The organism is Rhizobium sp. PP-F2F-G48 (assembly GCF_004342335.1).
Classification (GTDB): Bacteria; Pseudomonadota; Alphaproteobacteria; order Rhizobiales; family Rhizobiaceae; genus Ferranicluibacter.
The window spans coordinates 389,617-413,185 of the sequence record NZ_SLVH01000002.1; the positions used below are offsets into that span (position 1 = coordinate 389,617).

The window sequence follows — 23,569 nt, forward strand, 5'->3', positions numbered from 1 at the left end:
ACGCTGTTGAAGATCGCCGTCATCGCAGACATCCACGGCAATGCCGGAGCCCTTAAGGCGGTGCTGGCCGACATCGATGCGCAGGGCATCCGCACGATCGTCAATCTCGGCGACGCCCTCAGCGGCCCGATCGATCCTGCCCGCACGGCCGATCTTCTGATGGCGCGCGAAATCGTCTCGATCCGCGGCAACCACGATCGCGCCCTGCTGGCGGTGCCCCCCGGCGCCATGATCGCGACCGACCGCTTCACCCATGCGGCCCTCTCGGATCACCATTTCGCCTGGCTCGAAACCCTCCCGCCGACGAAGCGGCTGACCGATCACGGGCTCTTCCTCTGTCACGGCACGCCGGAGAGCGACCTCACCTATTGGCTGGAGGAGGTCTCGCCGCAGGGTCTCGTGCATCGGGCCGAGGCCGCGCGCATCGCGCGGTTTGCGGCCGGCATCGAGGAACCCCTCCTCCTCTGCGGCCACACGCATATCCCGCGCCTCGTTACGCTCACCGACGCACGCATGGTCCTCAACCCCGGCAGCGTCGGTTGCCCGGCCTATGCGGACGACCAACCGGTGCCGCACCGGGTGGAGACCGGAACGCCGCGCGCGTCCTATGCGGTGATCGACCGCGCCGCGGACGCCAGCCTCGACATCGCCTTCCGGCTCGTCGCCTACGACCATGCCGCCGCCGCGGCCCTTGCGGACGCGAACGGTCGGCCGGACTGGGCACGGGCACTGGCCACCGGCTGGATGTAACGTTTCCGCACATTTTAACCTGTCGATAACCCCGTCTGCGAATATCGCCGGGGAGCCGGGCGAATCCACGCAGCCTTAAGTGAACATCAGACGCTTTACAGGCTAGATGCCGCCAACGTGTTTCAGACGGAGGGCTCATTCGCGATGAATGCCCAGATCAGCGCCTACTCCCTCGACGCGCCGCGCGCCGCCCCCTATGGGCCGGTCGATCGCCGCCGCAAGACGGGCGACAAGACCGACGTCGTCCTGCCGCCGGATCTCGTCGTTTCGGTGCATGTCGCGCTGTCGGCGCTGGAAGAGGACTGGCGCCTGCTGGAGGCCTCGAACCGCGTTTCGATGCATCAGAGCTACGACTGGTGCGCCAGCTGGCTCTCGACCCATGTCGAGCGTCCGCTGCTGGTGCGCGGCCGGCTCGGCGATCGCACGATCTTCATCCTCCCGCTTGAGCTGATCCGCAACGGCCTGTTCCGCACGGCGCGCCTCATCGCCTCGCCGCACAGCAACATCAATACGGGGCTCTTTGCCGAGGATCTCGGCGGCCTGTCGCGCGAGCAGTTCGCCGCCGGCGTCATGGCCGGCCTCAGCGCCAAGCTCGCCGATGTCGCCGACATCGTCACACTCGACAAGCTGCCGCTCGAATGGCGCGGCGAAGGTCACCCGCTTGCGGCGCTACCCTCGATCCGGCACCAGAATTCCTCCTACCAGCTGCCGCTTTTCCCCGATTTCTCCGCCACGCTCGCGCAGATCAATGCGAAGCGGCGGCGCAAGAAATTTCGCGTCTCCGAGCGGCGGATGGAGAGCTATGGAGGCTACGACTACATCGTCGGCGAGAGCCTCGACGAGCGTCGGGCGATCCTCGACGTCTTCCTGATCCAGAAGGCGGCGCGGTTCGAAGCGCTGGGGCTGCCCAACGTCTTCCGGGATGCCGCGACCCAGGCGTTCCTGCGCGCAGCGGTCTCGTGCACCGGTACGGCCGAGAACCATCCGCTGGCACTGCATGCGCTGCGCCTGCGCGGCGATGGCGACAGTCGGATCGTGGCCGTCGCCGGCGTGTCGCGCAAGGGCGACCACATGATCTGCCAGTTCGGATCGATCGATGAAACGCTGGCTGCGGATGCCAGCCCCGGCGAACTCCTGTTTCACAGGATCATCGAGCGCGCCTGCGGCGAAGGTGTCGCGCTGTTCGATTTCGGCATCGGCGACCAGCTCTACAAGCGGTCGTGGTGCACGATCGAGACGCCGCTCTACGACATCGTCGTGCCGCTGACGCTGCGCGGCCGGATCGCGGCCGGCGTCCACCGCGTCCTCGTCCGGCTCAAGCGCGCCATCAAGGCGAACCGTCAGGCCTATGGCCTGGTGCAGCGGCTTCGCCAGAAACATCAGGGCAAGACAGCGCCGGAATCCGGCGCGTCCGACACGTCCGACGCGGACTGAAGCCGCGTCTCGGCAGCCTCAGGCGGCGCGACGGCCCGGTTCCGGCAATGGCGTGTTCGCGACGGGCCGGTCTGCAAGGCTCGCCTCCATGATCTGGATGCGGTCGTAACCGGCTTCGGCGAATTCCGTGATGATCTCGACCATGTCCTCGGCCGACACCGCGGGCACCGAGAAGATGATCTCGATATCGCCGGCACGCGCAAGGCGCGAGACCGCGGCCGCATCCGCATCCGCACAATCGACCAGAACGAGATCATAGGCGTCGGTCAGGGCCTCGATGATCGCCTGCAGGCGGTCGATGTCCTGCATGGCGAGCGCCGGATCGGCCGTGCCGCTCGGGACGATATGCGCATCCGAACCGCGATCGGCATGAAGGGCGTCCGCAAAGGGGATATCCTGCGCCAGAAGATTGGTGATGCCCGGAAGCCCGGTCGACATCGCCATCAGGCCCGTCGGGCAGCCGGATGCCGTGAGATCGATCAGCACGACGCGCCGCCCCTCCTCCGCGACCATCCGCGCAAGCGCCACCGTCTGGGCGGAACCGGCATCGCCCGTCGGCGAGACGACGAAGGCGAGCGGCACCTGATCGACGATCAGTGCGGCCGCGACGTTTTCCACGAAGAAGCCGTCGAGCGGTACCTCGGCCTCGGGGTGTTGCTCCTCACGATCCTCCTCGGCCGGAATGGCCGCAGCCGAAGCAACCGCAAGGTCGGGGCCGGCGGCGGCCGGACGTGCGATCTCGCGGCCGCCCTCGCCCGGCGCCGGCTTCTGCCGAAAGCTCCAGCCGCGCTTGGGCGCGGGAGCCGGCGGCAGTGGCGTCGGGGGGACCGGCTGCGTGGCAACGGCGAGCGGCACCGGAACGGCTGCGCCGACCGGACGCAAAGCGCGACCGCTGAACAGCTCCTGCAGCAGGATGACGACGCAGCTCAGCAGGAACGCGGCCAAGCCGGCGACGATGGTGATCGGCAGGATCTTCGGAAAACTCGCTTCCGTCGGCGCGACGGCGCTGGAGATCACGCGCGCGTCGGCCGGAGCCGCACTCGCGCCGGTGCGCGAGCTCGCCTCGCGATAGCGCGAAAGATAGGTTTCCAGAAGCTGGCGCTGCGCGGCGGCCTCGCGTTCCAGCGCGCGCAGCCCCACCTCGTCCTCGCCGGCCTTGGCGGATGAGGCCTTCAGCGTGTTCATCTGCTGGGTCAGCTGGCGCTCGCGCAGTTCGCCGACCTTCGCCTCGTTTTCGAGGCTCGCCAGAATCTTCTGCGTCTCTTCGCGGATCTGCGCGCGGATGCCCGTCAGCTGCGAACGCAGCGCCTTGATGCGCGGATGGCCTTCGAGCAGCGTGGTCGAGAGGTCGGCGATCTGGTTCTGGATCTGCGATTCGGATTCTTTCAGCCGCTGGATCATGGCCGAGCCCACCACCTCGTTCAGCGTATCGGCGCCGCGGCCGCTGGACAGAGCGGCGCGGACGTTCTCCGCTCGCGCCTCCGCTGTCGCCCGCTCTCCCCGCACGCGGGCAAGTTCCGTCGAGATGTCGGTCAGCTGGCGGGTGGCGAACGTGCCGGTGTCGCCGGAGGGCAGAAGGTCGGCGCTGGAGCGATAGTCCGCGATCTTCGCCTCGGCCGCCCGAACCTTTTCGCGCAGGTTGGCGATCTCGGGCTCCAGCCAGCGGCTGGCCTCTGTATTGGAATCGAGCTTCGCCCCGGCCTTCAGCGACAGATAGATCTTCGCCATCTCGTTCGGAATGGCGGCGGCGAGCGCGCGGTCCTTGGAGGTGAACTGGATGCCGATGACCCGCGATTTCTCGACCTGATAGACCTGCAGCTTTTCCTGGAATTCCTTCAGCACCCGTTCCTCGGGCGGCATGTCGAGCGGATTGCGCTTGAGGCCGAGCATGACGAGAATGTCGGAGATGGCGGAGGGATCGGCCGTCGGATCGAACTCCTTCAGCTCGTGCAGACGCATGTTGCGCGCCACCTGCTTGATGAGATCGACGGAGCGCAGCAGCTGAACTTCGCTCGAAATCCCCGGCTCGTCGAAGGATGTCGCGCTCGCAGCGGACGGCTGCAGGGTCATCGAGCTGAATTCCGGCTCGCGCGGCTCGATCAGAAGGCGCGCCTCGCTGTCGTAGCGCGGCGAGATCATGTGGGCTGCGGTAAAGGCAAGCGCCGCGACGGCCACCGTGGTCAGGAGCACCCGTGTCCGGCGACGCCAGATCGCCCGGAACAGACCGCCGAGATCGATATCAACATCCTGTTGATTGCCGCTAAAGCCTGACATCCACGCACCTGCACCCGAGCCCTGTTGGCGGCCACGGTAAACAAAGATGGTAACCCGAGCGTTAACGCCGCGCGCCAAGGCCTTGGGCCGACATTACTTTAGCACTCCCGGAAACGTTACCTTCCCGGGCCCGCCTTTACCGGCTGTTAACCCTAACAGATCGATAACACCCTTACGTTCATCCTTGAAACGCGAGAATCGCATGACCTTCGCACGATTGAAGTCAGGTCTGGCCTTGGGTATCGCCCTGCTGTCGGTGACGATGGCGGGCTGCAGCAGCTACGAGCCTGCGCCCCGGGCGTTCAGCGAAGCCACCATCCAGCCCTACCGGCTGGACAGCGGCGACCGCCTGCGCATCAGCGTGTTCGAGCAGGCCGGCCTGACCGGCTCCTACACCGTCGATCAGGCCGGCTACGTCGCCTTCCCGCTGATCGGCTCTGTTCCCTCGCGCGGCCATACGCTGAGCGAGATGGAGACGATGATCGCGCAGAAGCTGCGCGCCGGATATCTGCGCGATCCCGACGTGACGATCGAGGTCGATCGCTATCGCTCGGTGTTCATCATGGGCGAGGTCGGACAGTCGGGCCAGTATTCCTACGTGCCCGGCATGACGGTGCAGAACGCCATCGCCGTTGCCGGCGGCTTCTCGCAGCGCGCCAACCAGAGAACGGTGGACGTGACGCGCAAGATCAACGGACGCATCGTCACCGGACGGGTGTCGATCTCCGATCCGATCATGGCGGGCGACACCGTCTATGTCCGCGAACGGCTGTTCTGACATCATGCAGCCAGATCCCGTGCAGCCAGACCCCATCCAGCCAGAACCCGTTCAGCCGGAGCCCGTTCGGCCAGAGCCCATCCAGTCGAAACCGGCGTCCCAGACCCCTCTTCCGGCCGAGCCCCGGACGCAAGGCGGGCCGCTGCGGATCATCCATTGTTTCCGCTCGCCGGTCGGCGGCATCTTCCGGCATGTCCGCGATCTCGCGGCGGCCCATGCGGCCGAAGGCCATCAGGTCGGCATTCTCTGCGACAGCACGACCGGCGGCCCGCACGAGGAGCGGCTGTTCGAGGAGATCCATCCGCATCTGGCGCTCGGTCTCGTGCGCCTGCCGATCCGCCGCTCCATCGGCCCTTCGGATGCCAAGGCGCTGTGGACGAGCTACAAGGAACTGCGGCAGCTCGCGCCCGACATCCTCCATGGTCACGGTGCCAAGGGCGGTGCCCTCGCCCGCATGATCGGCACGGTCCTGCGCGTCAACGGCTCGCCCGTCGCCCGCCTCTATTCGCCGCATGGCGGCAGTCTTCATTTCGATCGGCGCACGTGGAAGGGCAAAGGCATCCTGGCGCTGGAACGCTTCCAGGAGCAGGCGACGGACGCGCTCGTCTTCGTCTGCAATTACGAGCGCGCCACCTACGAGGCGAAGGTCGGCCGCCCGCAGCCGCTGGCCGAAACGATCTATAACGGCGTCGAGGACGGCGAATTCCTGCCCGTCGAGCCGGCGCCGGACGCGGTGGATTTCCTCTATATCGGCATGTTGCGCGACATGAAGGGCCCCGACATCTTCATCGATGCGCTGGGCCGCACGGAGCGGCTTGCCGGCCGTCCGCTCAGCGCCATGATGATCGGCGACGGGCCGCAGCAGCAGGACTATCTGCGCATGAAGCTTCAGCGCGGGCTCGGGCGGCGCATCGGCATGCAGCCCGCCATGCCGGCGCGCGCGGCCTTTGCAAGCGCCCGCTTCGTCGTCGTTCCCTCGCGGGCGGAATCCATGCCCTATATCGTGCTGGAGGCCGTGGCCGCCGGGCGCCCCGTCATCGCCGCCCGCGTCGGCGGCATGCCGGAAATCCTCGGCATCGACAGCGCGGCGCTGGCCGAGCCCAACGACGCGCAGTCGCTCGCCAACATCATGCACCGCGCGCTCACCGAAGAAGGCTGGGCCCGCCGCACCATGCCCGAGCCCGAACGCTTCAAGGCCACCTTCTCCTCGGCCACCATGGCCGCCGCGATGATGCGCCTCTACCGCCGGCTGGTGGCCGACGCGAAAAGCTGAGCGACGCGCGCCTCCCGCAGCCATGCCAACGGAGATGCGTCGTTTTTCCCGCACAGATCATTGAATTAACTGTGCAAATTTCCTTAACCCATTTGCCAACCGGTTGCATTGTGGCCGGCCCTGTAAACGTTTCTTAGCGCCTCCCTGCTATGTCTTTGCGAGCCAATGGCAGGATGGGCAGCGTTATGAACCAGATCGAGAAGCCGGAAACCTTCGACCCCGAGGCCTTGCGCCGGCAGATCTCCGAGATCCGGACGATCGCACGCGACGAGGTGCGGCCGGTCGAGGAGCGCCGCGAGCTCAATCCGCTGGCGCGACGGATCGCGGCGCAGTTCCGCGCCGATACCTATTCGCCCGCCATGGTGCTCGGCTGCCTGCGGCTGTTCGAATTCGCCGCCCTCTTCGTCATCGGCTACATCATCACCGGCCTCTATGTGGCCCCCGCCTTCGATCGCTGGGTGCAGTATTGCGCCATGCTTGCGGCCAGCTCGGCAATGGCGGTGGTTTTCCTGCAGTTTTCCGACGGCTACCAGATCCCCACGCTGCGCTCGGTGTCGCGCGCGCTGCCGCGCCTGCTCGGCGCCTGGACGCTCGCCTTCGGCGCCATCACCATCATCATGTTCTTCCTGAAGACCGGCGAGAGTTTTTCGCGCCTCTCCTTCGGCATCTGGTTCCTCGCCGGCGCGGCCTTCCTCTTGGTCGAGCGCGCCTTCATCGCCTTTTCCATCCGGCGCTGGGCGCGCAACGGCATGATGGAGCGCCGCGTCGTCATCGTCGGCGGCGGCCAGCCCGCCAAGGATCTCATCCGCGTTCTGGAGCAGCAGACCGACAACGACATCCGCATCTGCGGCATCTTCGACGATCGCGACGAGCGCCGCTCGCCCAACATCATCGCCGGCTATCCCAAGCTCGGCACCTTTTCTGAACTGGTGGATTTCGCCCGTCTCGCCCGCATCGACATGCTGATCATCGCGCTGCCGCTGTCGGCCGAGCGGCGCATTCTCGATCTCCTGCGCAAGCTCTGGATCCTGCCGGTGGATATCCGGCTCGCCGCCCACGCCGCCAATCTCCGCTTCCGCCCGCGCAGCTATTCGCATCTCGGCCAGGTGCCGATGCTCGACATCTTCGACAAGCCGATCGCCGACTGGGACTCGGTCGCCAAGCGCATCTTCGACGTCGTCTTCAGCATCGTCGCGCTCGTGCTCCTCTGGCCGGTCTTCATCGGCGCCGCGCTCGCCGTCAAGCTCAGCTCGCCCGGCCCGATCCTCTTCAAGCAGCTGCGCCACGGCTTCAACAACGAGCCGATCGAGGTCTACAAGTTCCGCTCGATGTACACGAATATGAGCGACCCCAGCGCCCGCAATGCGGTGACCAAGGGCGATCCGCGCGTCACCCGCGTCGGCCGCTTCCTGCGGAAATCCTCGATCGACGAGCTGCCGCAGATCTTCAACGTGCTGCGCGGACAGCTGTCGCTGGTCGGTCCCCGCCCCCATGCCGTCGCGGCGCAGACCGCCGACCGGAACTACAGCGATGTCGTCGAGGGCTATTTCGCCCGCCACCGCGTCAAGCCCGGCGTCACCGGCTGGGCGCAGATCAACGGTTGGCGCGGCGAGATCGACAATGACGAGAAGATCCGCTTCCGCACCGCCTTCGACCTGCACTATATCGAGAACTGGTCGCTCTGGTTCGACCTGAAGATCCTGTTCCTCACGCCGATCCGGCTTCTCAACACGGAAAACGCCTATTGAGCGCGATCGTCGCCCCCTCCGGCGTGGACCGGCCGCAGCTCGCGGCGGTCGGGCTTCTCGGCTCGGCGGCGGTGGCCTTCGGCGTGTTTCTCCAGGGCTTCGTCATGGTGGAGCCCTCCCCGCACGAGCTCTTCGTGGCCGCGCTCATCGGCATCTGGGCGTTTTGCGGCCTGCGCCTCTCGCGGTTCACCGCGCCGCTCTTCACGCTGCTCGTGCTCTTCATGATCGGCGGCATGTTGTCGCTGACGATGATGGACGAGCTCGACGTCGCGCCGATGTATATGGCGGTCTCCGGCTTCCTCGCGATTACCTCCATCTTCTACGCCGCCATCATCGAGGCACGCCACGAGCGGCTGAAGCTGATGTTCCAGGCCTGGGTCTGGGCCGGCGTCTGCACGTCCAGCCTCGGCATTCTCGGCTATTTCGGGCTCATCCCCGGCGGCGAGGCTTTTACCCGCTATGATCGCGCCATGGGCGCCTTTCAGGATCCGAACGTCTTCGGTCCCTTTCTGGTCGCCCCTTCGCTCTATCTCATCCACGGCGTGCTCAAGGGCCGCCTGATCGACCTGCCGCTGCGCACGCTCGGCATCCTCGTCATGGCGCTCGGCCTGTTCCTGTCGTTTTCGCGCGCCGCCTGGGGGCTCTATCTGTTCTCGGCCTGCATGCTCGTCTTCATCCTGCTGCTGAAGGAGCGCACCGGCGCGTTCCGGCTCAAGATCCTCGTCATCGCGCTCGCCGGCGTGGTCTTCATGGTGGCCTCGCTAGTGGTCGCCCTGCAGATCCCCCAGGTCGGCGATCTGTTTTCCAGCCGCACGCAGCTCGTGCAGGATTATGACGGCGGTCATCTCGGCCGCTTCGAGCGCCACCGCTTCGGCTTCCTCTTGTCCATGGAACGGCCGCTCGGCATCGGCCCGATGATGTTTTCCAAGATCTTTCCGGAAGACGAGCACAATGTCTGGCTCAAGTCCCTGACCTCCTATGGCTGGCTCGGCTTCGTCTCCTATGTGACGCTGATCGTCTGGACGCTGTCGATCGGCTTCCGCTTCCTGCTGCTCGACCGGCCGTGGCAGCCCTATCTGATGATCGCCTCGATCGTGCTGCTCGGGCATGCCGGTATCGGAAATGTGATCGATACGGACCATTGGCGCCATTTCTATCTGCTCCTCGGGATCATCTGGGGTTGCGGCGCGCTCGAATACCGCTACAGCAGACGGTCGCAGGCACGGGGCCTGCAGAAGACGACGTCAGAAGGCGCAGCGGCCTGACACGCCACCGCGATCGAACATCATGACCACGCCGACCTCGAGCGAACCGAATGCGATCCAGGCGACCGACGCGTCTTCTCCCGACGCTTTCGTGCCAGGAGCTTCCGTGCCAGGAGCTTCCGTAACAGACGCCGATCGCGCCTCCCTGTCGATCCTGCAGGTGCTGGAGCCGTCCGGCGGCGGATCCGGCCGGCATTTCCTCGATCTCTGCCACGGCCTGTCGCGGCGCGGACATCGCGTCGAGGCGGTGTTTTCTCCCGTGCGGGCCGAGGAAAGCTTCGTGCGCGAGCTGAAATCGCTCGGGCTGCCCGCCATCCACAAGGTGGCGATGACCCGTTCGCCCGGCCGCGCCGATATCGCCGCCTGGAAGAAGCTGAACCGCATCATCTCCCGCGGCGGCTTCGACATCGTCCATGGCCACAGTTCCAAGGCCGGCGCGCTCGCCCGCCTGCGCCTGCCCGGCCGGCACGTGCCGCGCATCTATACGCCGCATGCCTTCCGCACGATGGATCCGACGCTCGGCGCCTCAGGCCGCAGGCTGTTCGGCTCGATCGAAAGCTTTCTCGGCCGGTTCTTCACCGACCACCTGATCTGCGTCTCGGACGACGAATTCCAGCATGCCCTCTCGCTCGGCATTCCCGAGAAACGCATGTCGGTCATCGTCAACGGCGTCGCGCAGCCGGTCAAGGACATGGCACTGACGGTGCGGGCGAGCTTCGGCATCACGCCGGAAACCTTCGTCTTCGGCTATGTCGGCCGGCTGTCGCACCAGAAGGCGCCCGAGCGTCTGATCGAGGCGTTTCGCCATGCGGCGTCGAAGCTGCCGGAGGCGCATCTCATCATGGTCGGCTATGGCGAGCAGGATGCCCAGATGCGTGCGGCGATCGCCGCGAGCGGCCTGCAGAGCCGCATCCATCTCACCTCCGCCTTCTCCGGCCCCCAGGCCATCCCCGCCTTCGACTGCCTCGTCATGCCGAGCCGCTACGAGGCCATGTCCTATGTGATGCTGGAGGCGGCGGCCGCCGGCCGGCCGATCGTGACCACCGCGATCGGCGGCGCGACGACCGCCGTCGAGGACGGCGTGACCGGCATCATCGTGCCCAATGACGGCGACGCCACCCGGCTTGCGAGCGCCATGGTGACCCTTGCCGAGCCCGCCGCCTATGCGGCCTTCCGCGCCGCGGCCGAGCATGCCCGCGCGCGCTTTGCCATCGATGTGATGATCGACAAGACCGAAGCCGTCTACCGGACGGTCCGTTCCCGCCGCTAGATCGATCTATCGCCGGAATCACATGCCGGACAGGCAAAAGCGCCTGCCGGAGGTCCGACAGGCGCTTTCTCGTTTCAAGCGGCAGGCCGCAAGCTCGCCTTGAAATCAATAGGGCGAATTGCAGATCCGGCGCGGGCCGTTATAGGGCTGGTAGCTGTTGTCATAGGCGCGATAGGACCGGTAGCGGGCCTGGCACCTGGCGATATGCGAATTGCCGCCATAGACCCGGCGATAGCCCGGTGCCGCATAGCGTGGCTGGCTGAGCGCGCCGCCGATGATCGCCCCGGCGGCAAGACCGCCCAAGGCAAGACCCAGGCCCCGATCGCGGCGGTAATAGCGGTCGCGATAGCGCCGATCGTAGCGGTAGCCCCGGTCGCCGCGCCAGTCGCCGCGGCGATATTCTCCGCGCCGGCCGCGCCAGTCTCCGCGATCCCAGCCCCCGCGCCCGTGGCGGCGGATGATATAGCGGTCGCGCACCTGCTGGACATCGGTGCTGGTCTGCACCGGCTCGACTTTCGGCAGCGGCATGGCGCTGACCGGCCCGATCCCGGAAAAGGCGGTCACGAGCGATACGAATGCGATGATGAGCTTTTTCATGGTGTCTCCTTCCGTGAAAGAAGACTTAGGACGCACGCGCCCCGAGGCAATATCCCGCACCCGCTCCGGGCATCACGATAGCGCGACTGCGGGGCACCCCAGCGGGGCACCCCAGTGGGGCACCAAAGCGCAACCAACCGGCCCATCCACCATTTTCTCGATCCCCCTCCATTTTCCCCTTGCACCTGCAAGCCTGAGAATATAGGCCTTCCCTCGGAACGGAATGTAGCGCAGCCCGGTAGCGCACTTGACTGGGGGTCAAGGGGTCGTCGGTTCGAATCCGGCCATTCCGACCATTTTTTCAAGGGGTTCCCCACCCCGCCTTCGGCTCTGGTCACTGTCCAGGCCGCGCCAGTTGGCGTCGTGCGTCTCCTCATCGTCAAGAATCGCATCGCCGGACGGTTGCGTTCTTTCGGACGCAGGACAGGCATAGGCAAAATGTGGGAGCGCGGCGAAGCGGCTTTGCCCGACGCTTGCCCTGTAAAGTTCATTTAAACCTACCGGCACCCGAGCCGCCCGGCATATTCCCGAATTGCACTTTGCCGATGACCGTGAGGACAGAGCGCAAGGCACTGGATCGAGAACCTCATCGGCTCGGCCAAGACCGATGACATCGAAAGCGGAGACGGCAAGGATACGATCGCCGATTTCCAGGACGGTCTCGATCGCATCGACCTGCGCGGCCTTTCGACCTTCGACAGCTTCGACGCGTTGATGAGCGGAACCGCCGCCCACGACGTCCCCGGCGGCGGCGCCTTCGACGTCCCCGGCGGCGTCGCCTTCGACGTCGCCAAAGGCGACCAGCTGATCGTCAAGGGCATCTCCCTGCAGGACCTTTCCGCCTCCGACTTTCTCTTTTGACGCTTGCCGACGGGATACAGACCCGCCGCCCCTACCCGAATGATCGGTTCACCCTAGGTTCATCCCTTGCCGTCTAATAGTAAGACTTACTTAGCAAGGATAACCCCATGACCAAGTTTACCCAGGTTCTCGGCGCTGCTGCCGTCGCCGCCGTTCTCGGCCTCACGAGCTTCACGACCGCGTCTGCCGCGCCGATCGCGCTCGCGCCGGTCCAGCTGACGACCGATGCGCAGGCGGTTCAGTACCGTCATCGCGACGACCGTCCCCGGTGGATCAAGCGTCACGATCGTCGCCACGAGCGCCGCATGGAACGTCGCGACGAACGTCGTGGCTACTGGCGCGGTCACCGCGGCTATCGCGAGGCCCGTCGTGGCTATCGCCGCCACAGCGACGGCTATTACTACGCACCGGAAGTCTTCCGTCTCGTCATTCGATAAGCTTGAAACCGGCCGTCGCCCTGCAAAGGGCGGCGGCTTTCTCTGCCGCGCCATCGCGCCTCGGCCGATGCGCCGTCCGCTCGCGCCTCAGGTCGGGCGGGACGATGAACCCGCGGCCCTCCTCCCCGGCCGCTCATGACCGTGGGATATCGCCGAGATGGCGGCGCCTCCACGGCTGCGCATGCTTTTCGTCAGACGCGCACAGGACCCTCTCCGTCATTCTCCTGTTCGGCGCCCATGAGAAGGAGACAGACATGCAGACGCTATTTCTTCACCTGCGCAAGGGCGACGTGATCGTCCGCGACGCGGAAGGACAGGATTTCGAGACGATCCTTGCGGCAAAGGATGCAGCGGCCGGTTCGCTCCGGGAAATCAGCGCCGAACAGCTGATTGCCAACCAGCGTCTGCTGATCGATTCCATCGAGATCCGCGACGCGCAGGATCGACTGCTGGCGACCGTGAACACGGACGAGACCATCCTGCCTCTTCTTCCCTGGCGCCTGCAAAAAGCCTGACGACAGCGCCCCGACACGAGCCCCTGGCTGCGACCGGCGCAGGCCTTGCGCGTTTGGCCGGCTTTCGAACGAAGGTTGCTGCCCGCATCAATGGCAATTGCTAACGTAAGCGCCATCGTCTAAGTTATGGCAAAATACCGATCCACATTTCTTGACATTTTTTCTAACTTCGATTGCACGCGCGAGCGCTTGTTTCCTTTCGATACACTTTCGAACCGCATCCGATGCAGCGACTGTTCTCTTCAAAAGCAGATCGCGCACGAACTTTGCCTTCTTGCGACGAGAACTCGAGCGTTCGAAGGCGAGTGACTGTCTATTTTTTCAAGAATATCACCATAGGGGAGGATCATCATGGGGCAGATCAGCAGCAATACGACGAAGACCGTGAACGGCGTCACCAATTTCTCGATCGGGAGCGATGCCTATAGCTGGGCCAACGGCTTCTATAACGTGTCGGTCTACTCCGACAACGTGGTGACCGCGACGTTCAATCTGTCGGGAAGCGATTGGGGCTTCGGGCTTCTCAGCGTTCTCGGCCGCACGAAGGTCGTCATCAACGACAGCGCCACCGGCGGCAATCGCTATATCGGCATCGTCGATCTTGCCAATGAGGGCGGCAATGTCGTGACCCTCAACAAGACGTCCGTCGATATGTTCAAAGGCAGTTCCGGCACCGACAAGATCACGACGGGCGCGGTCTATGTCGGCACGATCGCCCTCCAGGGTGGCGATGATGCGGTGATCACCGGCAAGGGATATGTCGAGATCATCGATGTGGGCAGCGGCAGGAACACGGTCCAGATCTCGGCGGGCGGAGACGGCGTCGGCTACATCCGGTCGGGTCAGGATGCCGACCGGGTCACCACGCTCGGCGAAACGGAAGTGGGCATCATTTCGACCGGCAGCGGAGCCGACCGGATCGTGACCTCCGGCTATTCGGATTTCATCGATTCCGGCCGCGGCAAGGACGTCGTCTCGCTCGGTGCCGGTGGCGCGCAATTGGTCAATCTGGGCCGGGATGCGGACACCGTCATCGTCCACGCGACCGACAGCTTCGTCACGATCGATGGCGGCGGAAATGTCTCCACGGCTGCCGATCTCGACAGCGATACCGTGGACTTCAGCGCGCTCGTCGCACGGATCGAAGTAAACCTCCTGAACGATGGAGGCGTCGTCCAGACCGGGGAAGGTTACTTCAAGCTGATCAATATCGAGAATGTGATCGGCAGCGGCAACAACGACACGCTGTTCGGCTCGAACGAGGTCAATATCTTCAGTGGCAATGCCGGAAACGACCGGCTGTTCGGCGGTTTGGGTGCGGACGATCTCACCGGCGGCGCCGGTGCCGACCGTTTCCTGTTCGAATCCGTGAAGGACTCGACGGTCGCCACGGCGGGTCGCGATACGATCTTCGATTTCTCTGGAACCGCGGGAGATCGCATCGACCTCTCGGTGATCGATGCCAGTTCGCTCCTGTCGGGCAATCAGGCGTTCAAGTTCACCGGTACGGCCGCCTTTACGGGGCAAGCCGGAGACCTGCGCTATGTGAAGCAGGCGTCTGACACCTATATCTATGGCGACGTCAACGGCGACAAGACAGCCGATTTCGCCATCCATCTGGACGATGCCGTCACCCTGTCGAAGGATTTCTTCATTCTCTAAGGGCCCTATTTTCCGAGGCCCTTATTCTCCGTGGCCGGGCGCGCGCGGCACAGGCAAGACAGCAAAACGCCGCCCAGTCGAGGCAGGAATGCCCCGTCTGGACGGCGTTCGTTCTTGCCGCGATTACGGCGTCGGGCAGGCTGCGCCGGAGGCAGTCGTCGTCGCACCGGGTGCGCAGGGCTGGTCGCCGGTCATCGGCGCGGTTCCCGTCGGTGCAGCACCGCTGCCGGCGCTCGTGCCGGTCGTGGTGGACATGGCGCCGGTCGCGCCACCGCTTGAACCCGAGGCCGGCTGGTCGCCCGTCATCGGTGCCATGCCGGGCGTGGTCGCCTCGGTGGAGCCGGCCGTCCCTGCCGTGCCCGCCGCGCTGCCGGCGGCTGTCGTGTTCGGCTGATCGCCCGTCATCGGGGCCGCACCGTTCGCAGCACCCGAGGCGCTGGTGCCGGTCTGTGCGACGGCCGTTCCGGCCAGGCTCAGCGCAACCAGCGCTGCGGTCAAATAGGTCTTTACCATGGGTCTCATCTCCTCTTCTTCACCAGGCTTTCTGCCGGCTTGAGGTCAGTTGAACCATGTCGAGGCAACCCTGTTCCCTCCGGCCGACGCATTCGCCCTGCTCGGAGAGCAACCGTCCGGAAACGGACGGAGAAACGCTAGAGGGAACGTTTTGGCGCATGACTCCGCGCTTAAACACAGCCGGGCCTAATCGGTCACGCGGCTGCGGAGATGAGGAGACATCGGGATACACGCGAAAGGGCGATCGTCGCCTGCCCCATCTCGCCGGCCCCATCTCGCCTGTCGTGACCACAGGCACGCGCCCTGCGCGCTTTCCCGCACCCCGCCCGAAGGCGGGATCACCGAACCTGGTCGAGCAGCCGCTTGCACTCCAAAAGGTCATAGAGCGCTTCCTGCAGCAGCGCGCGGTCCTCCTTGTTGACGGAGGTCTTGCCGACGGACACTTCGGGCATGTCGTCCCCGCCATTGTTGAAGGAGAAGAAGCGGCGGCTGGTCGGCATCTTGGCGCGACCGACGATCTGGTCCTCGTCCGCCATGCCGATCTTCGGCTGCTGCTGTGCCGGTGCCTCGTCATTGCTGGCGGCGGCCAGCGCCTCGACGGTGGCAAGGTCGCCGCTCGCGATCGCCGCGACAAATTTGTTACCGTTCATCTTCAGGAGTTTCTGCACGCCCTTGATGGTGTAGCCGTGATCGTAGAGCAGGTGGCGGATGCCCTTCAGCAGGTCCACGTCCTCGGGCCGGTAATAGCGCCGCCCGCCGCCGCGCTTCATCGGCTTGATCTGGACGAATCGCGTCTCCCAGAATCGCAGCACATGCTGCGGCAGGTCGAGATCGTCGGCGACTTCGCTGATCGTGCGAAACGCATCCGGGCTCTTGTCCATATCGTCCTCAATCACGCCATAGAGGTCACGCCCTATTGCAGGTCGTCACCGGGTGTCGCCACGTCCCGATTCGGGACGACGATGCGCTCTGCGATCCATGATCGCACAATCCGGCTGTCTTTCAACGGCTTAGACGAGGGTTTTCAACCGGAAAAAACAGAGGGGCCGGAATGAGCGCCTGAAGGGCACCGATCCCGGAGCGCTGCCCTTCTGCCGACACGGCGCCGAGAAGGTGCCTGCAAGCCGCCGACAAGCCGCCGAAATGGCGTCGGCAAGTGCCGCCGGGGGAGCGTCAGGGTATCGTCAGGGTGCGGGTGCGGCCGGCTTCTGCTTGGCCTTGCGGGCCAGATGCGCCTTCAGCACGCGCTGCTTCAGCACGTTGGAGGCCTTGAAGGTCATGACGCGTCGCGGCGAAATCGGCACTTCCTCGCCCGTCTTCGGGTTGCGGCCGATCCGCTCGTTCTTGTCGCGCACCTGAAACGTGGCAAAGGAGGACAGCTTGACGCTCTCCCCGCGAACGATGGCGTTGCAGATCTCGTCGATGACCGTTTCGACCAGTTCGGCGGATTCGGTACGCGACAGGCCGACCTTGCGAAAAACAGCCTCGGCGAGGTCTGCTCTCGTTACCGTTTTACCGCTCATGATCCCCCACCGATCTTCTGGAATATCGATTTCGGTGGAAGACTATTGCCGTTGACCACGTGGGTCAAGCGCTTCATTCCCCTGAGCTTTTCATCTACCAGCGAATGAGCACGGAGCCCCAGGTGAAACCGCCGCCCATGGCCTCGAGCAGGACGAGATCGCCTTGCTTGATGCGCCCGTCGGACGCAGCCTCGTTCAGCGCCAGCGGAATGGAGGCGGCAGACGTGTTGCCGTGCAGATCGACCGTGATGACGACCTTCTCCGGGGGGATGCCGAGCTTCTTGGCCGAGCCGTCGATGATGCGGCGATTGGCCTGGTGCGGCACCAGCCAGTCGATGTCGTCGGCTGTCGTGCCCGTGGCCTCGAAGGCCTGCTCGATCACGTCGGTGATCATGCCGACGGCATGCTTGAACACCTCGCGGCCTTCCATGCGCAGATGGCCGACCGTGCCCGTGGAGGACGGGCCGCCATCGACATAGAGTTTTTCCTTGTGGGCGCCGTCGGAGCGCAGATGCGCGGTGAGGATGCCGCGATCCGCCGTCGTGCCGTCGCCCTCGCCTGCCTCCAGGACCACGGCGCCGGCGCCGTCGCCGAAGAGCACGCAGGTCGTGCGGTCGTTCCAGTCGATGATGCGGGAGAAGGTCTCGGCCCCGATGACGAGGACGCGGCGCGCCAGCCCGCCGCGAATATAGGCATCCGCCGTCGCCATCGCATAGACGAAGCCGGAGCAGACCGCCTGCATGTCGAAGGCCGCACCATGATGCATGCCGAGGCGCGCCTGGATGTTGACGGCGCTCGCCGGAAAGGTGTTGTCGGGCGTCGAGGTCGCGAGAATGATGACGTCGATATCGGCCGGCGTCAGGCCGGCACGGTCTAGGGCCGCGCGTGCGGCAGCCTCACCCAGCGACGCCGTCGTCTCGCCGTCGCCGGCGATGTAGCGCTGCCGGATGCCGGTTCGCTGCACGATCCACTCGTCGGTCGTGTCGACTCTGGCTTCAAGGTCACGATTGGTCACCACTTGTTTCGGAAGCGCTGCCCCGAAACCGCGAACCACAGAACGGATCATGTCTTTGTCAAACCTCGCCACCGGCACCCGTCGGCGCCCCTTCGGGAGCCCGGGTCGCGCGGTATTTTTCCAAGTCGGTCTCGATCTTGGCTTTCAAACCATTGCGGACCATGTCGTAGCCGACATCGATCGCCGCTGCAAAACCTTCGGCATCCGCGCCGCCATGGCTCTTGATCACCACGCCGTTGAGGCCGAGAAACACGCCGCCATTGACCTTGCGCGGGTCCATCTTCTCGCGCAGCCGGTCGAAGGCGCCTTTGGCCAGTATATAGCCGATCTTGGCCAAAAGAGTACGCGACATCGCCGCGCGCAGATATTCCGCGATCTGGCGGGCCGTGCCTTCGGCGGCCTTCAGCGCGATATTGCCGGAAAAGCCTTCGGTCACCACGACATCGACGGTGCCGCGGCCGATATCGTCGCCTTCCACGAAGCCGAAATAGTCGATGCCGTCGAGATTGGCCTCGCGGATCAGCCGGCCGGCCTCCTTCACGTCTTCCTGGCCCTTCATCTCCTCCACGCCGACATTGAGGAGACCGATGGTCGGGCGTTCCATCTCGAACAGTGCGCGGGCCATGGCGCCGCCCATCAGCGCGAAGTCCATGAGCTGCTGGGCGTCGGCGCCGATCGTCGCGCCGACATCCAGAACGATGCTTTCGCCCTTCAGGGTCGGCCAGATCGCCGCGATCGCCGGGCGCTGGATGCCGGCCATGGTGCGCAGGCAGAAGACCGACATCGCCATCAGCGCGCCGGTATTGCCGGCCGAGACGATGACATCGGCCTCGTCGCGGTTGATCGCGTCGATCGCCTGCCACATGGAGGCCTTGCCGCGGCCGCGGCGCAGCGCCTGGCTCGGCTTCTCGTCCATGGCGATGGCGAGTTCGCTGGCGTGGAACGTGCTTGCCGCCTTGACCTTGGGATACTTCTCCAGGATCGGCAGGCAATCGGCCTCCAGACCGTAAAGCACGAATCGGATGTCGGGATGCCGCTCGAGCGCCTTGGCCGCGCCGGGGATGATGACCTGCGGACCATGATCGCCGCCCATCAGATCGAGGGAAATTCTGACCACGTGTTTCCTATCCTGCTGTCCGTTTCGTGCCCGCCTGCCCCGCGCGCGGCGGAACGCGCCGGCGATCGCTCATGGCGACACGGACTGGTCCTTAACCGTTCGCGCGGCAGAATGCGAGCCGGTCGCGCCATTCCCGCGGCCGGATTTCGTTAAAATGCCCGTTTTTCCCATAAGTCATACCTGAACCGCCCCTGAACGGGAGAAGACTCGCGTCTATTCAGTCCTTCTTCCAGTCCTTCAGGGCTGCGAACGGGTTCGGACGCTTGTCGTCCTTCTCGGTGCTTTCGATATGGCCGGGAAAAGCCGCACCCGGCTTTTTCGGATAGGGGTCGATCGCCATCGCCGCATGCTCGGCCACCGTCTGGCCGATGTCGATCGTGTCGCCGACGAAGATGTCGGGCGCATCCGGACCATCGGGATCGAGCACCATCTCGGCCGTCTCGGCCGTCAGGGCGCGGGCGAGCTTGGAGCCGTCCGGCACGAAGGTCGCCTCAACGGGTTCGTCGAGATGGCTTTCCACCGGCTCCAGCGTCACCACGCATTCCTGCACCAGATCCGCCATCACCCGGCCTTTGACCCGCACGCCGTCCTTTTTCCAGCGGGCGATTTGCAGCTCCGCCTTCAGGCTGCGGACCTCCGTCACGTTCCACTGCCGGGCAAGTGCGGCAAGGGCCGCTGCATCCGCTTCGAGCCGCAGGGTCGTCAGGCTGGCCGACAGCGTGCCGACCTTGACCGGATGGGAAAAAGCCGGGGCTTCGGCGGGCTTTGCCCCAGCCTGTCCTTGTGCCTGGCCTTGTGCCTGTACGGGTGTCTCTGCGGGAGGCTTCACGGGTCGTTCCTTTGCATCGCGTCTTTGGCCGTCGTGCGGTCCGGCAGCGCACCGGCATCAGCACTTGCATCAGTACCAGCACCGGGCGGGGGAACGGCAAGCGCTCCCGTCTCGACCGCGTCTTCGCCGCTCGCGCTGAGCGCCGCCTCGACGGTCCTCATATAGGCGGCGAGCGCCGCCATCGAGGGCGCGTCCGTCTGCGCCTTCGGATGAAAATTGCGCCGCAATGCGGCTTCGAGCGCCGGCCCGTCGCCCCGATCGAGCGCGTCGGAATAGCTTTCGAGCCGGCCGTAGAACATGGAGGCCAGCTTCTTCATGCGCTTGGGCACGCTCACATCGCCGACGCCGAGCTCGCGGATGGAGTGATCGACATCCTCGAAGAAGGCGTCGACGATTTCCTGGGCGATCTCCTGCCCGGCCCGGGCCGAGGCGCGCGTGCGGCGGAAGTAGAGAATCAGCACGGCCGAGACCATTTCGAACCGTCCCATGACGGTGTCGGGGACGTCCATGCTTTCGTAGAGCACGGGTTGGCGGGCCGCGGCCGTCAGACGCTCATACTGACGGGCGACGATGGCGGCGTTGCCGTTTTTTTTGCCGAACAGCCCGAAAAACATCATTAAGCCCAACTTTCCCCGCTTCAAACACGCTGAAACACCGGGGGCACGCGCATCGTCTTGTTGCATGATCGCGGAAGCTGGTTTACCGAAGCAGGCACGAAAAGCAATGGCGCATCTGCCGGCGTATCTTCAAGGGAGATGTCGTTGACGAGACGTTTTTTCAAGTCCGACATGCGTATTCTGAACCGCACGGGCCTCGCCGTGACGCTCTGCGCGGGCCTTCTGGCCGGCTGCCAGAGCACCAGCGATATGTTCGCCGTGTCCCAGACCTATAATCAGGGCTATGTCGTGGACCAGGAAACCCTGGCCCTCGTGCCGGTCGGCTCCAGCCGCGAGCAGGTCCTGCTCTCGCTCGGCACGCCCTCCACCACGGCGACCTTCGACAACGAGGTGTTCTACTACATCTCCCAGAAGCGCCGCCGCCCGGTCGCCTTCATGAAGCCGAAGCTGATCGACCAGAGCATCCTCGCCGTCTACTTCGACAAGGACGGCACCGTGTCCCAGCTTGCGCACTACACGCAGCAGGACGGCAAGGTGTTCGACATGATTTCCCGCACGACGCCGACCGGCGGCAAGGAGCTCACCTTCCTCAGCCAGCTGCTCAGCGGCAACGGCATCGGCAAGAGCATGGCCCGGTCCGTTCTCTCCTCCGACGTCGGCGGCCGATAGGCCGTCATCGTCCGGTCCCCTCGGGCCCGACGCCGAAGAGCATGCAAGACAGAGAAAACCCGCAGCGCCGGCCGGCCCTGCGGGTTTTTTTGTTTCAAGCGGCTTCAGGCTCCAGCGATTTCAGGCCCAAGCAAGTTTAGACCCAAGCACATTCGGGCCCAAGCAAGGTCAGGCAAGAACCGCCAGCAGCAGCAGCGCCACGATGTTGGTGATCTTGATCGCCGGGTTCACGGCCGGGCCTGCCGTATCCTTGTAGGGATCGCCCACCGTGTCGCCGGTGACCGACGCCTTGTGGGCCTCCGAGCCCTTGAGGTGGCGCTGCCCGTCCTTGTCGACGAAGCCGTCCTCGAAGCTTTTCTTCGCATTGTCCCAGGCGCCGCCGCCGGAGGTCATGGAGATCGCGACGAAGAGGCCGTTGACGATGACGCCGAGAAGCGACGCGCCGAGCGCGGCAAAGGCCGACGCCTTGGAGCCGGAGAGCGCCAGCACGCCGAAATAGACGACGATGGGCGCGAGCACCGGCAGCAGCGACGGCACGATCATCTCGCGGATCGCCGCCTTGGTCAGCATGTCCACCGCCCGCCCGTAATCCGGCTTGTCGGTGCCGGCCATGATGCCCGGCTTCTCGCGAAACTGCCGCCGCACCTCTTCCACGACGGAGCCCGCCGCCCGGCCGACGGCCGTCATGGCGATGCCGCCGAAGAGATAGGGGATCATGCCGCCGAAGATCAGGCCCGCGACGACATAGGGGTTGGAGAGATCGAAGGAGATCGTTCCGACATCGGCATAATAGGGATACTTGTCGCCATTGGCGGCGAAGTATTTCAGGTCGTTGGCATAGGCTGCGAACAGAACCAGCGCGCCGAGGCCGGCCGAGCCGATCGCATAGCCCTTGGTCACCGCCTTGGTGGTGTTGCCGACCGCGTCCAGCGCATCGGTGGACTTGCGCACCTCCGGCGGCAGATGCGCCATTTCGGCGATCCCCCCGGCATTGTCGGTGACCGGGCCGAAGGCATCGAGCGCCACGATCATGCCGGCGATGCCGAGCATGGCCGTGACCGCGATGCCGGTGCCGAACAGGCCGGCGAGCTGATAGGTCGTGATGATGCCGCCGACGATGACGATGGCGGGCAGCGCCGTCGATTCGAGCGACACCGCAAGGCCCTGGATGACGTTGGTGCCATGGCCGCTGACGGAGGCCTGGGCGATGGAATTGACCGGCCGCTTGTTGGTGCCGGTGTAATATTCGGTGATGACGACGATCAGCGCGGTGACGACGAGGCCGAGAATGCCGCAAACAAAGAGGGCGGCACCGGTAATCTCCTTGCCGTCGACCGTGCCGATGACGCCCCAGCCGACGGTGACCGTCGTCGCAAGCGCGAGCCCGACGATCGACAGGAGGCCGGTGACGATCAGGCCGCGATAGAGCGCGCCCATGATCGAGCCGTTGGAGCCGAGCTTGACGAAGAAGGCCCCGACGATCGAGGTGATGATGCAGGTGCCGCAGATGGCAAGCGGATAGATCATGGTGGAGGCGAGCTCCGGGCTTCCGGCAAAGAAGATCGCCGCCAGCACCATCGTCGCGACGATCGAGACGGCATAGGTCTCGAACAGGTCGGCCGCCATGCCGGCGCAGTCGCCGACATTGTCGCCCACATTGTCGGCGATGGTGGCGGGGTTGCGCGGATCGTCCTCGGGAATGCCGGCCTCGACCTTGCCGACGAGATCGCCGCCGACATCCGCGCCCTTGGTGAAGATACCGCCGCCGAGACGTGCGAAAATCGAGATCAGCGACGCGCCGAAGCCGAGCGAGACGAGCGAATCGATGACCTCGCGGTCGCCGGGGGCATGGCCGAGCCCGGCCGTCAGGACGAGATAATAGATGGACACGCCGAGCAGCGCGAGGCCCGCCACCAGCATGCCGGTGATGGCACCGGACTTGAAGGCGATGTCGAGGCCGGCGGACAGGCTGACGGAGGCCGCCTGCGCCGTGCGCACGTTGGCCCGCACCGAGACATGCATGCCGATGAAGCCGGCCGCGCCCGAGAGGACGGCCCCGATCAGGAAGCCGATGGCGGCCGTGCCCGAGAGGAGCACCCAGGCTGCGACGAAAACGATGGCGCCGACGATGGCGATGGTGAGATATTGCCGTGCGAGATAGGCCTGCGCCCCTTCCCGGATATAGCCTGCAATTTCCTGCATGCGGGCATTGCCCTGATCGGCAGCCAGCACGGACCGCGTCGCCCAGATGGCATAGGCCACCGAAACCAGCCCGCATAGAATTACGCCCAGTAGAACAATCATGTCGGATGTTTCCTCCCTTGAAAGGCCGGCAGGCATCGCCTCGCCAAAGCCCCGTCTCCGCCCCCGCCGCGCCTCCTCACGCAAAACGGGACCGTTGCCAGATTGCGGCGGCAGCATG

The 23,569-nt window shown here is 65.1% G+C and carries 21 protein-coding genes, 1 tRNA gene and 1 pseudogene; 13 read left to right on the forward strand and 10 right to left on the reverse strand.

All coding sequences use genetic code 11. The features are described from left to right. The first annotated feature begins 6 nt into the window (after nucleotides 1-6). Nucleotides 7-750 (forward strand): metallophosphoesterase family protein, encoded by a 744-nt coding sequence (locus C8J36_RS06460; protein WP_132533503.1) that lies wholly within the window; start codon nucleotides 7-9, stop codon nucleotides 748-750. A gap of 144 nt (nucleotides 751-894) precedes the next feature. Next, the gene (locus tag C8J36_RS06465) at nucleotides 895-2,184 is read left to right on the forward strand and encodes a GNAT family N-acetyltransferase (RefSeq protein ID WP_132533505.1); all 1,290 of its coding nucleotides are present in this window, start codon (nucleotides 895-897) and stop codon (nucleotides 2,182-2,184) included. Between the two features lie 18 nt (nucleotides 2,185-2,202). On the opposite strand, the gene C8J36_RS06470 is transcribed toward C8J36_RS06465, so the two are convergent. Further along, on the reverse strand, nucleotides 2,203-4,458 hold the full coding sequence (locus tag C8J36_RS06470; RefSeq protein ID WP_132533507.1) for a Wzz/FepE/Etk N-terminal domain-containing protein: 2,256 nt from the start codon (nucleotides 4,456-4,458) through the stop codon (nucleotides 2,203-2,205). A 202-nt stretch (nucleotides 4,459-4,660) separates the two neighbouring features. Here C8J36_RS06470 and C8J36_RS06475 point away from each other — a divergent pair, with 202 nt between their 5' ends. From C8J36_RS06475 to C8J36_RS06495, 5 genes are all read left to right on the forward strand, one after another. Beyond that, on the forward strand, nucleotides 4,661-5,236 hold the full coding sequence (locus C8J36_RS06475; protein ID WP_062596681.1) for a polysaccharide biosynthesis/export family protein: 576 nt from the start codon (nucleotides 4,661-4,663) through the stop codon (nucleotides 5,234-5,236). A 142-nt stretch (nucleotides 5,237-5,378) separates the two neighbouring features. Then, nucleotides 5,379-6,509 carry a glycosyltransferase family 4 protein gene (locus tag C8J36_RS06480; RefSeq protein ID WP_165914994.1) on the forward strand — a complete coding sequence of 377 codons (1,131 nt, stop codon included), beginning with the start codon at nucleotides 5,379-5,381 and terminating at the stop codon, nucleotides 6,507-6,509. A gap of 185 nt (nucleotides 6,510-6,694) precedes the next feature. Continuing rightward, entirely contained in the window at nucleotides 6,695-8,257 is a 1,563-nt protein-coding gene (locus C8J36_RS06485; protein ID WP_062596682.1) for an undecaprenyl-phosphate glucose phosphotransferase, read from the forward strand. Further along, nucleotides 8,254-9,522: an O-antigen ligase family protein gene (locus C8J36_RS06490; protein ID WP_132533511.1), complete on the forward strand. Its 1,269-nt coding sequence runs from the start codon at nucleotides 8,254-8,256 to the stop codon at nucleotides 9,520-9,522. Before C8J36_RS06485 ends, C8J36_RS06490 begins: the two co-directional genes overlap by 4 nt. 106 nt (nucleotides 9,523-9,628) lie before the next feature. Beyond that, nucleotides 9,629-10,792, forward strand: coding sequence for a glycosyltransferase (locus tag C8J36_RS06495; RefSeq protein WP_245506471.1), 1,164 nt, complete (start codon nucleotides 9,629-9,631; stop codon nucleotides 10,790-10,792). Nucleotides 10,793-10,897: 105 nt separating this feature from the next. On the opposite strand, the gene C8J36_RS06500 is transcribed toward C8J36_RS06495, so the two are convergent. Next, on the reverse strand, nucleotides 10,898-11,389 hold the full coding sequence (locus tag C8J36_RS06500; protein ID WP_132533515.1) for a BA14K family protein: 492 nt from the start codon (nucleotides 11,387-11,389) through the stop codon (nucleotides 10,898-10,900). 219 nt (nucleotides 11,390-11,608) lie between these two features. On the opposite strand from C8J36_RS06500, the gene C8J36_RS06505 reads away from it, so the two are divergent. The 5 genes from C8J36_RS06505 to C8J36_RS25260 all read left to right on the forward strand — a co-directional run bounded on the left by C8J36_RS06505 (nucleotide 11,609) and on the right by C8J36_RS25260 (nucleotide 14,864). Then, nucleotides 11,609-11,685: transfer RNA gene (locus C8J36_RS06505), tRNA-Pro, on the forward strand. Between the two features lie 418 nt (nucleotides 11,686-12,103). Then, a complete protein-coding gene (locus C8J36_RS24805; RefSeq protein ID WP_165914974.1) occupies nucleotides 12,104-12,250 on the forward strand; it encodes a hypothetical protein in 147 nt (48 codons plus the stop codon). A gap of 107 nt (nucleotides 12,251-12,357) precedes the next feature. Further along, a complete protein-coding gene (locus C8J36_RS06510) occupies nucleotides 12,358-12,687 on the forward strand; it encodes a hypothetical protein (protein WP_062596686.1) in 330 nt (109 codons plus the stop codon). 254 nt (nucleotides 12,688-12,941) lie between these two features. Beyond that, the gene (locus tag C8J36_RS06515; RefSeq protein WP_132533517.1) at nucleotides 12,942-13,202 is read left to right on the forward strand and encodes a hypothetical protein; all 261 of its coding nucleotides are present in this window, start codon (nucleotides 12,942-12,944) and stop codon (nucleotides 13,200-13,202) included. A 351-nt stretch (nucleotides 13,203-13,553) separates the two neighbouring features. After that, nucleotides 13,554-14,864: a hypothetical protein gene (locus C8J36_RS25260; protein WP_245506472.1), complete on the forward strand. Its 1,311-nt coding sequence runs from the start codon at nucleotides 13,554-13,556 to the stop codon at nucleotides 14,862-14,864. A gap of 123 nt (nucleotides 14,865-14,987) precedes the next feature. Here the strand turns inward: C8J36_RS25260 and C8J36_RS06525 are convergent, their stop codons facing one another. From C8J36_RS06525 to C8J36_RS06555, 7 genes and pseudogenes are all read right to left on the reverse strand, one after another. Continuing rightward, complete coding sequence (locus tag C8J36_RS06525) at nucleotides 14,988-15,377, reverse strand: hypothetical protein (protein WP_132533519.1); 390 nt, start codon at nucleotides 15,375-15,377, stop codon at nucleotides 14,988-14,990. A gap of 338 nt (nucleotides 15,378-15,715) precedes the next feature. Continuing rightward, a complete protein-coding gene (locus C8J36_RS06530; protein ID WP_062596690.1) occupies nucleotides 15,716-16,258 on the reverse strand; it encodes a MerR family transcriptional regulator in 543 nt (180 codons plus the stop codon). Nucleotides 16,259-16,561: 303 nt separating this feature from the next. Next, on the reverse strand, nucleotides 16,562-16,900 hold the full coding sequence (locus C8J36_RS06535; RefSeq protein ID WP_062468629.1) for an integration host factor subunit alpha: 339 nt from the start codon (nucleotides 16,898-16,900) through the stop codon (nucleotides 16,562-16,564). A 94-nt stretch (nucleotides 16,901-16,994) separates the two neighbouring features. Continuing rightward, entirely contained in the window at nucleotides 16,995-17,966 is a 972-nt protein-coding gene (locus C8J36_RS06540) for a beta-ketoacyl-ACP synthase III (RefSeq protein ID WP_132533521.1), read from the reverse strand. Between the two features lie 7 nt (nucleotides 17,967-17,973). Next, nucleotides 17,974-19,032 (reverse strand): phosphate acyltransferase PlsX, encoded by a 1,059-nt coding sequence (gene plsX, locus C8J36_RS06545; protein ID WP_082477382.1) that lies wholly within the window; start codon nucleotides 19,030-19,032, stop codon nucleotides 17,974-17,976. A 217-nt stretch (nucleotides 19,033-19,249) separates the two neighbouring features. Further along, nucleotides 19,250-19,750, reverse strand: coding sequence for a DUF177 domain-containing protein (locus C8J36_RS06550; RefSeq protein WP_062596750.1), 501 nt, complete (start codon nucleotides 19,748-19,750; stop codon nucleotides 19,250-19,252). A 191-nt stretch (nucleotides 19,751-19,941) separates the two neighbouring features. Then, nucleotides 19,942-20,475, reverse strand: a pseudogene (locus C8J36_RS06555) (ubiquinol-cytochrome C chaperone family protein); the annotation flags it as partial. Nucleotides 20,476-20,622: 147 nt separating this feature from the next. On the opposite strand from C8J36_RS06555, the gene C8J36_RS06560 reads away from it, so the two are divergent. After that, complete coding sequence (locus C8J36_RS06560) at nucleotides 20,623-21,147, forward strand: outer membrane protein assembly factor BamE (RefSeq protein ID WP_132533525.1); 525 nt, start codon at nucleotides 20,623-20,625, stop codon at nucleotides 21,145-21,147. Between the two features lie 168 nt (nucleotides 21,148-21,315). Here the strand turns inward: C8J36_RS06560 and C8J36_RS06565 are convergent, their stop codons facing one another. Beyond that, complete coding sequence (locus C8J36_RS06565; protein ID WP_132533527.1) at nucleotides 21,316-23,451, reverse strand: sodium-translocating pyrophosphatase; 2,136 nt, start codon at nucleotides 23,449-23,451, stop codon at nucleotides 21,316-21,318. Nucleotides 23,452-23,569: the final 118 nt, after the last annotated feature.